Raw genomic sequence first — 15,890 nt, forward strand, 5'->3', positions numbered from 1 at the left:
AAAATGCGATGTTGTCCGCGTTCTCCTTATTATGCTATGAGTCTCGCACCCTTAATATTATGGCTGCCAGTTTTATGGTCGCAGCGGCTAGTAACTTAACTAGTGCGACCCTTGTTGCGCGGTTGTACCCTTGCGCGATGACATAGGCCTGAGCAGCACTGTGCTCGTCACAGCCGTACCCAATGCTAGTGACGGCCAAAACTATCCCTAAGCCGCTTCAATTGATGTGCCACGCTGTCTTACGACGAGCAGTAATCACATTTAGTTCGACAAGAAATTTATGTAAAAAAAGAACGTCCAGCCGAAGCTGAACGTCCTTCTTATTATCAATCAAGCTTATTTGGCAGGAGTGCCGCCATTCTTCTTGATGATATCTTCTTGAACTGACTTTGGTACCTTTTCGTAATGATCAAAGGTCATTGTGAAAGTCCCACGACCTTGAGTAGCTGAACGTAATGTGGTTGCATAACCAAACATTTCAGCCAAAGGAACGTATGCGTGAACTTCTTGGGCATTCCCACGTTCTTCCATACCTTCGATGTTACCACGACGAGCAGTAACGTGACCCATAACATCACCTAAGTAATCTTCTGGGGCAACGATATCAACCTTCATGATAGGTTCAAGGATAACAGGGCCAGCAGTCTTAACGGCATTCCGCAATGCTAATGATGCGGCAATCTTGAAGGCTGCTTCACTAGAATCGACATCATGGTAAGAACCATCATAGAGCTTAGCCTTAACGTCAACCAAAGGATAACCAGCTAACACACCGTTAGCCATAGCTTCCTTCAAACCTTGTTCAACTGAAGGAATGTATTCACGAGGAACAACCCCACCGACGATGGCATCTTCGAATTCGAAGCCTTTACCTTCTTCGTTAGGTGTAAATTCAACCCAAACATCCCCATATTGACCTTTACCACCAGATTGGTGAACAAACTTACCTTGAACTTGAGTGCTCTTAGTAAAGGTTTCACGGTATGAAACTTGAGGCGCACCAACAGTGGCTTCAACGTTAAATTCACGCCGCATCCGGTCAACGATGATATCCAAATGCAATTCACCCATCCCGGCAATCAAAGTTTCACCAGTTTCAGGGTTAGTTTCAGCCTTGAAAGTAGGATCTTCTTCAGAAAGCTTTTGTAAGGCAACGTTCATCTTATCTTGGTCAGCCTTAGTCTTAGGTTCAACGGCAACCTGGATAACTGGGTCAGGGAATTCCATTGATTCCAAGTGATATGGATGTTCAATCGAAGTCAATGAGTCACCAGTAGTCGTGTTCTTCAAACCAATTGCAGCGGCGATATCACCAGAGAAAACTTCTGGGATTTCTTTCCGTTGGTTAGAATGCATTTGAAGTAAACGACCAACCCGTTCACGTTTGTCCTTAGTGGCGTTCAAGACATATGAACCAGATTCCAAAGTACCTTGGTATACCCGGATGAAAGTCAAACGACCAACGAATGGGTCAGTAGCAACCTTAAATGCTAAGGCAGCGAATGGCTTATCATCACCGGCAATCAAGTCAACTTCTTCTTCAGTTTCAGGATCAGTAGCCTTGTATGGCTTAACATCAAGTGGTGATGGTAAGTAGTCCACAACGGCATCCATTAACATTTGAACACCCTTGTTCTTGAAGGCTGAACCAGCTAATACTGGGAAGAATTCAAGTGCTAACGTTCCTTTACGGATAGCAGCCTTAATTTCTTCTTTGCTGATTTCTTCACCGCCAAGGTACTTTTCCATGATGCCGTCATCGATGTCAGCTAAGGCTTCGATTAAGTCATCACGTGCAGCTTGGGCTTCTTCTTTGTATTCATCAGGAACGTCAACCGTATCCCATTCAGTACCAAGTTGATCTTCATCATAAAGGTCAGCCTTCATTTCGATTAAGTCAATGACCCCTTCGAAATTGTCTTCGGCACCAATTGGTAATTGGATAGCATGGGCGTTAGCTTGTAAACGATCATGGATCGTGCTTACAGAGTACTTGAAGTCCGCACCAATCTTGTCCATCTTGTTAACGAAAACGATCCGGGGAACGTTATACGTTGATGCTTGACGCCAAACTGTTTCAGTTTGAGGTTCAACACCTGATTGGGCATCCAATACGGCGATCGCACCATCTAAAACCCGAAGTGAACGTTCAACTTCAACAGTGAAGTCAACGTGCCCTGGGGTATCGATGATGTTAATCCGGTGGTTCTTCCACTGTGCAGTCGTGGCAGCAGAGGTAATGGTGATCCCACGTTCTTGTTCTTGGGCCATCCAGTCCATTTGTGAAGCACCATCATGGGTTTCACCAATTTTGTGAATTTTACCAGTGTAGTACAAGATCCGTTCAGTAGTCGTGGTCTTACCAGCATCGATATGGGCCATAATACCAATATTACGGGTCTTATCGAGTGAGAATTCTCGTGTATTAGCCATTAGAAAATGTGTTACTCCTCTCAATATAAATGGAATTAACAGTATAAAGTTTATTTCAAAAAATGACTACTATATGCGCGCATATAATAGTCACCTTTTTGTGATTAGTTAAAGGCGACCTTTAACCATCTCACGGAAATATTACCAACGATAATGGGCGAAGGCACGGTTGGCTTCAGCCATCCGGTGAGTATCTTCACGCTTCTTAACTGAAGCACCAGTATTGTTAGCAGCATCCATGATTTCACGAGCTAACCGGTCGGACATAGTGTGTTCGCCACGTGAGCGAGCATATTGAACGATCCAACGAAGGCCAAGAGTCGTCTTACGATCTGGGCGAACTTCGATTGGAACTTGGTAGTTAGAACCACCAACACGGCGGGCCTTAACTTCAAGTACTGGCATAACGTTCTTCATAGCTTCTTCGAAGACTTCCAAAGGATCGTTACCAGTTTGTTCTTTGATTTGATCAAAAGCATCATACAAAATAGTTGATGCGGTACCGCGCTTACCATCTAACATTAAGTGGTTAATTAAACGCGTTACTAATTTAGAGTTATACATTGGATCTGCTAAAACTTCGCGTTTTGCAGGTGCACCTTTTCTTGGCATTTAACTTACCTCCTTATTATTTCTTTGGCTTCTTGGTACCATACTTGGAACGGCTTTGGCGACGATCTTCGACACCAGCAGTATCCAAAGCACCACGGATAACATGGTAACGAACACCAGGTAAATCCTTAACACGACCACCACGAATTAAGACAACGCTATGTTCTTGGAGGTTATGACCAATACCAGGAATGTAAGCTGTAACTTCTATTAAGTTAGATAAACGTACACGGGCATACTTCCGTAAAGCCGAGTTAGGCTTCTTAGGAGTCATGGTACCGACACGAGTAGCAACCCCACGCTTTTGTGGCGCTGGGTTATTAGTTGCAACCTTCTTGTAACTGTTATACCCAAAGTTTAACGCTGGGGCATTTGATTTTGATACTTTAGACTTACGGCCTTTGCGAATTAATTGATTAATTGTTGGCATGTTCTAAAGTGTCCTCCTTCCAAATATCTGTTTTTTAAGTCCACACATCCAGGTGGTTCTTTTTTGAGTAAAAAAGAATGCCTGGAGCATGGTAATTGTGCGCTTAGCCGACCAGTCAGCATGTCTGTATTCCTGATACAGGAATCTGTCTGCAAAAAGCACCTTTACTAGACTATCATGACATGCCGAAGTTGTCAATAAATGTCCTGAAAAAATAGTGGTGCTTTACATTGCGTAACTAGTGATGAAAGGTGGTCCTTCCATGTTAACCAGCAGTCTTTTTATTATTGGCCTCTGTCTGGGCTCATTCGTGACCTGTATGGCGGAACGCATCAGCAACGGACACATACTCATTAGCACTCAACGATCAAGGTGTCCACACTGCCGGCATCAATTACGGTTCTGGCAACTGATACCATTACTCGGCATTCTACTTCAACGGGGACAGTGCTATGATTGTCGCACTCCTATCAGCCTCCGTTCCAGTCTGATTGAATTACTTTGTGGTAGTCTACTAGCTTCTAGCAGTGCGTCATTGTCATTGACGCTGCCACTTCTGATTGGTTACTTGGTATTGATTTTCAATAGTCTTACTGATTATCTCACTTTTGAAGTCTACCCGCTGACATTACTTCTTCCAGCCGGACTGGGCTTATGGCAACAACGGCCACCCCTGACGATCAGTCTCTACCTCGTACTTGCCTTACTAGTCGGGTTATACTTGCTGGCCCGGCTAACTGCCACCTTTGGTCTCGGCGATGTTGACATTCTACTCATGCTTGTTTTCATCATTCCAGCCGACACACTGTTGACCTGTCTCGCCATTGCGGCCGTTGCCGCATTAGTTGGTTTTATCATCAGTGCCCCACGCCATCGCTTACCATTCGTGCCCTTCATCAGTTGGAGCTTCATCATGGTCACCCAACTCACGGGTCTCGCATAGCGAGCTATAATTGCAATGTTCTAGTACGTCCGATTATTGCTTGTTAGTCAGTGCGCGTCCTGTTCGGATGAACGACCACTCAACTGGTACAATTTGTCGTCGAATTGTTTACTACTTGGAACTTTAAACAAGCGTTAATATCGTATCAGTTGTTCTGACCCTCAGTAGTAATATGGTGATTTAGAAATCGGGGACAGCTCACAATTCTATTATTAACCTGAAAGTTACCTGATAAGATTCCGGTCTCAAAAAAGTAACGACTAATCCGTCAAAAGTTGCGTACGCACGTGCCCACCATTCGAACACCATCCCGAGCGGAAGACGTTTCTTAGCACTACAAGAGTGTGCGGTTTAGACGGGCTGAGACTGAGGATTAGTGTTAGCTAACCGAAAGTCTCATTCCAATCTGAACACGTTTCACCAATATAGTATTAAGGCACGGCAGTCCAGCAATTAGCAGAAATGCCTGGAGCGCAGTGCAGGACACACTAACTAAGCAAGTTTACACAAACTTGAACTTTTCCAGCGAGGCTCAGTTAGTCTTCCCCCCCTGAAGATTAACCTTCATCGCCGAACGCCCCAGATAGCCTACCTACAATCGTGCATACAAAAAGGACGACCACAATGGCCGCCCTTTTTAGTTACTTAGCAATTACTTGCTAGCATCTTGTTCTTGCATTTGTTTTTCAAGGTCGCTGATTGAGTAAACCCCATCAGCCACGTTGCCAACTTCCTTTGGTTTGATATGACGGTAAACCGGCATACCAGTCCCAGCAGGAATGATCTTACCAATGATAACATTTTCCTTAAGCCCGATCAGTGGATCGTTCTTACCACGAATAGCAGCATCAGTTAAGACCCGTGTCGTTTCCTGGAATGAAGCAGCTGACAAGAAACTATTCGTTTCAAGAGCGGCTTTAGTAATCCCAAGAATGACTGGCCGTGACGTTGCAGGAATACCACCAGCAATCAAGGTCTTGTAGTTCTCGTCCTTGAAGTCTGCAATATCCATTAACGTCCCAGGCAAGACGTCGGTATCGCCCGGATCCATGACCCGAACCTTCCGTAACATTTGCCGAATCATGATTTCAACGTGCTTATCGCCAATTTCAACCCCTTGCATCCGATAAACCTTTTGAACTTCACGGAGCAAGTAGTTTTCAGTTGATAAGACATCACGTACTTGAATCAATTGCTTAGGATCGATCGACCCAATGTTCAACGCAGCACCACGGTGAATAAAGTCGCCTTCACTAACCGCCATCCGTGCTGTTAACGGCAACGTGTAAGTCCGTGTATCAGTTTCACCCTTAACCGTAACTTCCTTCGTCCGTTCCGCTGGATTTTCTTCAATTAATTCAACCGTCCCAGTAACTTCTGAGATTTCGGCACGCCCTTTAGGATTCCGTGATTCCACAATTTCTTGCACACGAGGCAACCCTTGGGTAATATCGTCCCCGGCAACACCACCGGTATGGAAGTTCCGCATGGTCAGCTGAGTACCGGGTTCACCGATAGACTGTGCGGCAACTGTCCCAACAGCTTCACCAACTTCAACTTCATCACCAGTAGCCATGTTACGGCCGTAGCAATGTTCACAAACCCCATGCTTAGTGTTGCAAGTAAATGCAGAACGGATCGTAACTTCCGTTACACCAGCATCAACGATTTTATGAGCTAAGTCTTCGTCGATCAAGACGTTGTTACCGACAATTTCATCATGCGTTTCAGGATCAAAGACAGTCTTCATCGTGTAACGACCTAAGATCCGGTCATACAACGGTTCGATGACTTCGTTACCTTCCATGATTGCGTGAATCCGCAACCCACGGTCAGTCCCACAATCCTTTTCACGAACGATAACATCTTGAGCCACATCAACCAGACGCCGAGTCAAGTAACCTGAGTTGGCAGTCTTAAGCGCCGTATCGGTCATCCCTTTACGAGCACCGTGGGTTGAAATGAACATTTCCAAGACAGACAAACCTTCACGGAAGTTTGAAAGGATTGGTAATTCCATGATCTTACCGTTAGGGGCAGCCATCAAACCACGCATCCCAGCTAACTGAGTAAAGTTTGAAATGTTACCACGCGCACCAGAATCACTCATCATAAAGATTGGGTTATCCGCGTTGAAACTTTCAATCAGTTTTTGTTGGATTTGGTCCTTAGCGTCGTTCCAGACACCAATGACCCGTTCATAACGTTCGTCATCAGTAATTAAACCACGACGGAACTGTTTTGAAATCGTATTAACTTGTTTATGGGCTTCGGCGATAATTGCTGGTTTTTCTTTCAAACCAGTAATATCGGCAACCCCAACCGTCAAACCAGACTTAGTTGAAATGTTGTAACCTAAGTCCTTCATCCGGTCAAGCAAGAGTGACGTTGCTGTCACGTGATATTGCTTGTAAACTTCAGCGATAATGTCGGCCAAGAAGCCCTTCTTGAATGGTGGAATGATTTCCTGGGCATCCAAGAATTGATGAATATCTTCACCAGGCTTCAAGAAATACTTGTCCGGTGTACCAGCAATCAAGTTATCGTTAGTTGGTTCGTTCAAGTAAGGGAACTTGCCAGGCAAAATGTTGTTGAAGATTGCCTTACCAACCGTCGTGACTAAGACTGCTTGCTTCTGATCGTCCGTGAATGGCTTGTCAGGCATTGATGAGACCTGAATGCCGACCCGGCTATGCAAATGTACATAACCTGATTGGTAAGCCTTTTGCGCTTCATTCAAGTCCTTGAAGATCATACCTTCGCCTTCACGACCGATTTCTTCAGTCGTCAAGTAGTAGTTACCGATAACCATATCTTGAGATGGCGTAACAACGGGTTTCCCGTCCTTAGGCGCCAAAATATGGTGGGCAGCCAACATTAAGAGCCGTGCTTCAGCTTGGGCTTCATCTGAAAGTGGGACGTGAATAGCCATTTGGTCCCCATCGAAATCGGCGTTGTAAGCTTCACAAGCCAATGGATGGAGCCGCATCGCTTTACCACTAACCAAGACGGGTTCGAAAGCTTGAATCCCTAAACGGTGAAGCGTAGGGGCGCGGTTCAAGAGAACAGGATGTTCCTTGATAACGTCTTCCAACACACCCCAGACATCGTCATCAGCATGTTCGATCTTTCGCTTAGCATTCTTGATGTTAGAAGCTAATTCACGTTTAACCAATTCCTTCATGATAAACGGTTTGAACAATTCCAACGCCATTTGACGTGGTAAGCCCATTTGGTTCATCTTCAAGAAAGGCCCAACATCGATAACCGAACGACCAGAATAGTCAACCCGCTTACCAAGTAAGTTTTGACGGAACCGCCCTTGCTTCCCTTTCAACATGTGTGAAAGAGACTTCAATGGCCGGTTACCAGGACCAGCAACGGGACGGCCACGACGACCATTATCGATCAACGCATCAACGGCTTCTTGCAACATCCGCTTTTCGTTTTGCACGATAATCCCAGGTGCATTTAAGTCCAACAAGCGTTTCAACCGGTTATTACGGTTGATAACCCGCCGGTACAAGTCGTTCAAGTCAGAGGTGGCAAAACGACCACCTTCCAATTGAACCATTGGCCGTAAGTCCGGGGGAATAACCGGAATTGCGTCCATTACCATCCAAGCTGGTTCGTTACCAGATGTCACGAAAGCTTCGATGATATCAAGCCGCCGAACGGCCCGGGTCCGCTTCTGACCAGAAGCATCCTTCAGAGTTTCCTTTAAATCACGTGCCTCTTTTTCAAGATCCACGTTATTCAATAACCGTTTGATGGCTTCGGCACCCATGGCAGCTTCAAATTCGTTACCATATTGAGCCTTCTTCTCACGGTATTCACGTTCAGAAAGTAATTGCTTCTTTTCAAGTGGCGTATTACCAGATTCGATAACGACGTATGAAGCGAAGTAAATGATTTCTTCAAGTGCCCGGGGACTCATGTCTAAGACTAAGCCCATCCGGCTAGGAATTCCCTTAAAGTACCAGATGTGAGTAACTGGTGCGGCAAGTTCGATATGACCCATCCGTTCACGACGGACTTTACTACGAGTCACTTCGACCCCACAACGGTCACAGACAATACCCTTATAACGAATCCGTTTGTATTTACCACAAGCACATTCCCAATCCTTAGTAGGACCAAAAATCCGTTCGTCAAACAGACCGTCTTTTTCAGGTTTCAATGTCCGGTAGTTAATGGTTTCTGGCTTTTTGACTTCGCCATATGACCAGCTGCGAATCTTGTCTGGGGATGCCAGACCGATTTGCATGCTTTCAAACTTGTTGACATCGATCAAAGGACCGACCTCCCTTTTTATTGATTATCTTGCTGAGCGTTGGTTGTTTCAGAAGGCTTAGCGGCGTCAGCTTTTGCGGCCTTGTCCGCAGCCTTCTCATCTTGTTGTTGTTTAAACTTGCTGAGTGCATCGACATTGACAACTTCATCGTCATCATCATCCATGTCCCGCAATTCGATTTCTTTGTCTTCAGAATCCAAGACTTTCATGTCAAGACCGAGTGCTTGCAATTCCTTAACCAACACGCGGAATGATTCCGGCACGCCAGGCTTTGGAATTGGTTCGCCCTTAACGATTGCTTCATAGGTCTTAACCCGACCAACAACGTCATCGGACTTGTAAGTCAAGATTTCCTGCAAGGTATAAGCTGCACCATAAGCTTCCAAGGCCCAAACTTCCATTTCACCGAAACGTTGGCCCCCAAATTGCGCTTTCCCACCAAGTGGTTGTTGCGTAACCAAAGAGTAAGGTCCGATTGAACGAGCATGGATCTTATCGTCAACCATGTGACTAAGCTTCATGTAGTGCATGACCCCAACAGCGACCCGCTTATCGAACGGTTCACCAGTCCGACCATCATAGACGATCGACTTGGCATCTGAATCAACCCCAGCTTCACGAATGGCTTCCCAAATATCTGTATCTTGAGCACCATCAAAGACAGGCGTTGCCATGTGAATTCCTAACTTCCGAGCAGCCATCCCCAAATGCAATTCGAGCACTTGCCCGATATTCATACGAGAAGGCACACCCATTGGGCTTAACATGATATCGATTGGTGTCCCATCAGGCATGTACGGCATGTCTTCTTCAGGAACCACGATTGAAACCGTCCCTTTGTTACCATGCCGACCGGCCATCTTGTCACCAACTTGGATCTTCCGCTTTTGTGCGATGTAGACCCGAACCATCATGTTAACGCCAGGAGATAATTCATCACCGTTTTCACGAGTGAAGATCTTAACGTCCTGGATGATACCGCCGCCACCATGAGGAACCCGGAGTGACGTATCCCGAACTTCACGCGCCTTTTCACCAAAGATCGCATGGAGAAGCCGTTCTTCAGCTGACAATTCCGTAACCCCTTTAGGCGTTACCTTACCAACCAAGATGTCACCGTCTTTAACTTCGGCCCCAATCCGGATAATCCCGTCTTCGTCAAGGTTCTTCAATGCATCTTCCCCGACGTTAGGAATTTCACGAGTCATTTCTTCAGGTCCAAGCTTGGTGTCACGTGCTTCTGATTCATATTCTTCAATATGAATTGACGTGTAGACGTCTTCACGGACTAAACGTTCATTAATAATGATGGCATCTTCGAAGTTATAACCATTCCAAGTCATGAAAGCAACTAATGGGTTTTGCCCAAGGGCTAATTCCCCACCTTCCATTGCTGGACCATCGGCTAAGACTTCATCGTTATCAACGTGATCGCCAACTTTAACGATTGGCCGTTGGTTATAGTTCTTACCACCGTTAGAACGACGGAATTTCATTAACTTGTAAGTGTCTAATGAACCATCATCGCGACGAACGCGAACTTCGCGAGCATCAACGTATTCAACCGTTCCTTCATGACGACAAATCAAGGCAATCCCTGAGTCATGTGCAGCTTTATATTCAATCCCAGTCCCAATTAATGGCGCGTGAGGATCAAGTAACGGCACCGCTTGTCGTTGCATGTTGGCCCCCATCAAAGCACGGTTAGAGTCATCGTTTTCCAAGAAAGGAATACATGCCGTTGCGACGGCAACCACTTGTTTAGGCGAAACGTCCATGTAATCGACATTTTCGATTGGCGTTTCCAAGTTTTCTTCCTTGTTACGAGCTAAAACAGTGTCTTCAACGAAAGAACCATCATCATTCAATGGAGAGTTGGCTTGTGCAATCACAAATTGGTCTTCTTCATCGGCTGCTAAGTAGTCGATCTTATCGGTAACCTTATGCGTTGTCCAATCGACACGCCGGTATGGCGTTTCGATGAAGCCGTAACGGTTGACCTTCGCATAAGAAGACAAACTGTTGATCAAACCAATGTTAGGGCCTTCAGGCGTTTCGATTGGGCACATCCGACCGTAGTGGGTATAGTGCACGTCACGAACTTCATATCCGGCCCGATCACGAGTCAAACCACCAGGTCCTAAGGCTGATAAACGCCGCTTATGCGTTAATTCACCTAAGGGGTTGGTTTGGTCCATGAATTGTGACAATTGTGATGACCCAAAGAATTCCTTAATTGAAGCAACCACTGGGCGAATGTTAATCAATTGTTGTGGCGTTACCGTCGCAGCATCTTGAATCGACATCCGTTCACGCACAACCCGTTCCATCCGGGATAACCCAATCCGGAATTGGTTTTGCAATAATTCACCCACGGAACGAATCCGCCGGTTACCCAAGTGATCAATATCATCGGTTGAGCCAAGACCTTCTTGCAAGTTGAAGAAGTAATTAATGGAAGCAATGATATCAGCAGGCACAATGTGCTTGAACTTCAAATCAATGTTGCCATTACCAATCACGTTCACAACCTTTTCAGGGTCGTTTTGTGAATAAACCTTAACAACTTGTAAGACCATTGGATTCGTAACAACGGCTTCGTCAGATGGTGTGTAAGTAACCGTCTTAAAGTCGTCACGTTCCAAGTATGGGGATAGTTTAGCCATGACATTCTTGTCAATGACCGTATCCTTTTGCGCAATAACTTCACCAGTATCAGGATCAGCTAATGTCTCAGCTAACGTTTGGTCCATTAAGCGCGTCTTCATGCTTAACTTCTTGTTAACCTTGTAGCGACCAACTGGTGCGAAGTCATACCGTTTTGGATCGAAGAACCGAGCAGTCAATAGGCTCCGCGAACTGTCAGCCGTCTTAGGTTCACCAGGACGTAGCCGTTCGTAGATATCTTTTAAGGATTCTTCAACCCGGGAGTCGTCGGTGTTCTTATGAACGTCCTTTTCCAACGTCAATATCAAACTGTCAGTTTCACCCAACATGTCAATAATGTCATCGTCAGAACCATAGCCTAAGGCCCGGACTAATTCCGTCAATGGAATCTTCCGCGTACGATCGATCCGTACGTATGAGACATTCTTGGCGTCAGTTTCAAGTTCTAACCAAGCACCCCGGTTAGGAATAACCGTTGTGCCGTAGCTAGGACGCCCATTTTTATCTAATTCCTCATTGAAGTAAACGCCGGGTGAACGAACCAATTGTGAAACAATGACCCGTTCGGCACCGTTGATAATAAACGTCCCTTGTTCAGTCATTAATGGAAAATCACCGAAGAATACGTCTTGCGACTTAATTTCACCAGTTTCATGGTTAGTTAAACGTAGGGTAACGTGCAATGGTGCCGAGTAGTTGGCATCATGTTCACGAGCTTCTTCGACGGTGTACTTTGGTTCTAATAATTGATAGTCGACAAATTCAAGTGAAAGTTTTCCTGCGAAATCGTCGATCGGCATAATATCTTCAAACATTTCCCGGAGACCTTCATCCAAGAACCATTGGTAAGAATCGGTCTGGATTTCGATCAAGTTAGGCAAATCAAGAACTTCCTTGATACGTGCATAACTTCTACGGGTACGGTGTTTACCGTATTTTACTAAATGTCCGGCCAAGTTGTTCACCCCTTCTTATTATTCCGGAACCCGCCACCTCCGGCCAAATATTACATTTGTGTTACAAATGCGTTTTTGACCGAATTTTAGGCATAAAAAAACCAAAAATAGTCGCTTAAGTTGACTATTTTTGGATTTATATTAACGAGCCGCACAGACAATAGATTGCGCGTTCGCTCGAGTTCACGGTTACAGACAAGTTATAATATACATCGAATAACGTTAGTTGTCAACTAGTAGACTTCTCTGCCGCCATTAGTTTTCTGGTTCACTCGCAACCCCGTATAAGATCATCTTTAAAAGAGTTTGAACGCGGGTCCGCTCGTCAGCATGAGGATCACCGATTTGATGAAAACTGTTAAACAGTGGACTCAAGCTGGTGATATAGAAATTCGTCGCCATCTGTGGTGTGACCCCCACATGTAGTTGCATGTCAGGTTGCTCAAAAACGGTTTGAATCGGCTTCACATAATCAGTAACAAATATGCCGCCCAACTCGCGAATATGTTCATGCGTTAATGCTTTGAAACTGGAATGAATTAACGTGAAGACATCAGCCGGATGCTTATGCGTTAGTAATAGCGAGACTTCTGTTAATTGATCCAACGGAGACCAATCCGCACGGACTTGAATCGCTTCAATGCCAGCCTTGATTTCCGCACCGACCGTCGTAATGACAGCCAGAAAGATGACCTCTTTATCTTTAAAATGGTGATAAAGCGCGGGCTGCGTAATGCCAATCGCATTCGCAATGTCGCGCGTACTTGTCGCATCATACCCATTTCTTAAAAACAGTTCCCGGGCTGTGTCTAAAATCGCCTGGTGCGTCTTCGCCATCTGTTCGGCTCGTGTCGCCATGTTATCATCTTCTTTCTTGACTTTATTTCCTATTATAATTTACACCAATCAGCACCGAACCACCAGCCTCAGATCCTACAGTTCACTTCAGTGGGTAGCATCTTAATACCGATTGAACCTAAAAGATGACGCCTGAAGTGGACTACCACTTCAAGCGTCATCTTTAATTTAATCGCGCCTACTTTGAGGAAACGGTCGAACGACCATCTGCCTTAGGCTGGTTTTTAATATTAATTGTAATGGTACCCTTGCTAGCACCAATCGTAACTTGGTCATCGACCTTGATCGCGCCGGTCAATAATTCTTCACTCAACCGATCTTCGATTTCAGTCTGTAATGCCCGTCGAATTGGTCGTGCTCCGTACTCAGGGTCAAAGCCAGCCTTCGCAACCACGTCAATGGCAGCCGGAGTGATTTTGATCTTGATACCTTGTTGGGCCACTCGATCAACAATTTCTTGTGACATCAACTTAACGATTTCGTGTAATTCTTCCTTATTCAATGAATGGAAGACGATTGTTTCGTCGATCCGGTTTAAGAATTCTGGGCGGAACGTCTGTTTTAACGTTGCTCGAATCGTCGCAGCAACCGCATTGTAGTCATTGGCCTTATCAGTTGCACCAAAACCAACTGATTTTTCATCACGAAGTGTGGTTGCCCCAAGGTTCGACGTCATAATCAGAATCGTATTTCTGAAGTCTACCTTCCGACCCTTAGAATCCGTCAAGTAGCCGTCATCCAAAACTTGTAACAAAATGTTAAAGACGTCCGGATGAGCTTTTTCAACTTCATCAAATAGCACGACCGAGTATGGTTTCTGGCGAACCTTCTCTGTCAGCTGACCGCCCTCGTCATAACCAACGTAACCAGGTGCCGAGCCAATCAAACGACTAGTCGAATAGCGTTCCATGTATTCAGACATGTCGATCCGAATCATATTATCTTCAGACCCGAACATCGCTGCTGCCAAGGCTTTTGCTAGCTCCGTCTTACCAACCCCAGTTGGTCCTAAGAACATAAAGGAACCAATTGGCCGACTCGGATCTTTCAACCCGCTGCGCGCACGGCGAATAGCACGAGCCACTGCGGATACGGCTTCTGGCTGTCCAACAACCCGTTCATGCAAAATCTTTTCCAAGTTAACTAAGCGTTCACTTTCAGATTTTTGCAATTGCGTTAACGGAACCCCGGTCCATTCGGCAACGACCTGAGCAATATCCTCACCTGTGACTTGTAAATCATAGTGTGGTGTTGCCCCCTCAGTCACTTCGGCGTCTTGGTCAGCTTCGATTCGATCTAGGCGTTGCTTCAGTTTCATCTCCTGCTTACGAATATCAGCGGCCTGTTCAAAATCTTGTGCTTCGATCGCTGTTTCCTTATCCTCACGCAGTTGCGCTAACTTGTCCTGGTTCTTGGATAGCTTTGTTGGTTGATCCATCTGATCGATGCGGACTTTAGCTGCCGCCTCATCCATCAAGTCAATGGCCTTATCAGGCAAGAAACGATCACTGATATACCGGCTGGATAGCTTGACTGCTTGATCAACAGCTTCATCCGTAATCGTAACCCGATGATGTTCTTCATAGCGTGGCCGTAGTCCATCTAAGATTTCAACGGCTTCGTCTTCCGTCGGTTCATTGACCATGACCGTTGCAAAACGCCGTTCCAACGCAGCGTCAGATTCAATGTACTTTTGATACTCATTTAAAGTGGTTGCCCCAATCGTTTGGAGTTCCCCTCGTGCAAGTGCGGGTTTCAGAATATTAGAGGCATCAATAGCCCCTTCAGCACCACCGGCACCAATCAAGGTATGCAATTCATCGATAAATAAGATCACATGGCCATCGTTGTAAATTTCATCAATCACTTTTTTCAGGCGGTCTTCGAATTCACCACGATACTTTGTCCCAGCGACTAATGATCCCATATCGAGCATCATCAAACGCTTATCTGCCATATCAGTTGGCACATCACCGGCCACAATCTTTTGGGCTAGACCTTCGGCGATTGCAGTCTTCCCAACCCCAGGTTCACCAATCAAGACCGGATTATTCTTCGTCCGCCGTGACAGGATCTGAATGACCCGTTTGACTTCCTTGGAACGACCTACTACCGGGTCCATTTCTTGTTCACTAGCTAATTGGGTCAAATCGCGCGCCAGAGAATCCAAGGTTGGCGTTCCTTCAGTCTTCTTGCCACCGCGATTAGCCGCGTTACCCTTGCGCTTACTCATGGCGTCACTGACACCTAGCTTGCGAAGAACGACTTTACGCGTCTGACCTAGATCTAAGTTTAAATTCATTAAAATTCGCGAGGAAAGGATACTTTCATCAGAGAGCATCGCTAACAACAAATGTTCCGTTCCAATCTTGTTGGCACCGAGCCGTTTTGCTTCATCACCGGCAACGGACAAAATTTCTTTGGCCTTTGGTGAATATGGCAAGTAAGTATCCTTGCCAACATTGCTCAACGTCCCATAGCCAGTGAACCGTTCGATTTCTTCACGAATGTCATCTTCACTAACGGCATATTGTTGTAGCACCTTATTAGCAATTCCATTCTTTTCGATGGCCAATGCTAATAGCAAATGCTCCGTACCAACTGCCTGATGCTTGAAATATTTGGCCTGTTCCTGTGCCAGTACCAGCACACTTTTGGCACTAGGTGTAAATAAGTTATCCATTGCGATTCCTCGCT

The 15,890-nt window shown here is 45.6% G+C and carries 8 protein-coding genes; 1 reads left to right on the forward strand and 7 read right to left on the reverse strand.

All coding sequences use genetic code 11. The features are described 5' to 3' along the window. Window positions 1–336 precede the first annotated feature (336 nt). From fusA to rpsL, 3 genes are all read right to left on the reverse strand, one after another. Window positions 337–2,433, reverse strand: coding sequence for an elongation factor G (gene fusA / locus MMY95_RS03640; protein ID WP_003645499.1), 2,097 nt, complete (start codon window positions 2,431–2,433; stop codon window positions 337–339). A 141-nt stretch (window positions 2,434–2,574) separates the two neighbouring features. Continuing rightward, window positions 2,575–3,045, reverse strand: coding sequence for a 30S ribosomal protein S7 (gene rpsG / locus MMY95_RS03645; RefSeq protein WP_003638057.1), 471 nt, complete (start codon window positions 3,043–3,045; stop codon window positions 2,575–2,577). A gap of 16 nt (window positions 3,046–3,061) precedes the next feature. After that, entirely contained in the window at window positions 3,062–3,475 is a 414-nt protein-coding gene (gene rpsL / locus MMY95_RS03650) for a 30S ribosomal protein S12 (protein ID WP_003641249.1), read from the reverse strand. A gap of 262 nt (window positions 3,476–3,737) precedes the next feature. On the opposite strand from rpsL, the gene MMY95_RS03655 reads away from it, so the two are divergent. After that, complete coding sequence (locus tag MMY95_RS03655) at window positions 3,738–4,418, forward strand: prepilin peptidase (protein WP_033615694.1); 681 nt, start codon at window positions 3,738–3,740, stop codon at window positions 4,416–4,418. Between the two features lie 652 nt (window positions 4,419–5,070). Here MMY95_RS03655 and rpoC read toward each other — a convergent pair. The 4 genes from rpoC to MMY95_RS03675 form a co-directional block, all read right to left on the reverse strand. Beyond that, window positions 5,071–8,712 (reverse strand): DNA-directed RNA polymerase subunit beta', encoded by a 3,642-nt coding sequence (rpoC, locus tag MMY95_RS03660; protein WP_003641247.1) that lies wholly within the window; start codon window positions 8,710–8,712, stop codon window positions 5,071–5,073. A 17-nt stretch (window positions 8,713–8,729) separates the two neighbouring features. Continuing rightward, window positions 8,730–12,335: a DNA-directed RNA polymerase subunit beta gene (locus MMY95_RS03665; RefSeq protein WP_277601965.1), complete on the reverse strand. Its 3,606-nt coding sequence runs from the start codon at window positions 12,333–12,335 to the stop codon at window positions 8,730–8,732. 255 nt (window positions 12,336–12,590) lie between these two features. Then, window positions 12,591–13,193 (reverse strand): TetR/AcrR family transcriptional regulator, encoded by a 603-nt coding sequence (locus tag MMY95_RS03670; RefSeq protein WP_003644087.1) that lies wholly within the window; start codon window positions 13,191–13,193, stop codon window positions 12,591–12,593. A 178-nt stretch (window positions 13,194–13,371) separates the two neighbouring features. Beyond that, the gene (locus tag MMY95_RS03675; protein WP_241277509.1) at window positions 13,372–15,876 is read right to left on the reverse strand and encodes an ATP-dependent Clp protease ATP-binding subunit; all 2,505 of its coding nucleotides are present in this window, start codon (window positions 15,874–15,876) and stop codon (window positions 13,372–13,374) included. Window positions 15,877–15,890 lie beyond the last annotated feature (14 nt).

Origin of the sequence: Lactiplantibacillus sp. ME-2, assembly GCF_022549155.1 — a bacterium.
Lineage (GTDB): Bacteria > Bacillota > Bacilli > Lactobacillales > Lactobacillaceae > Lactiplantibacillus > Lactiplantibacillus plantarum.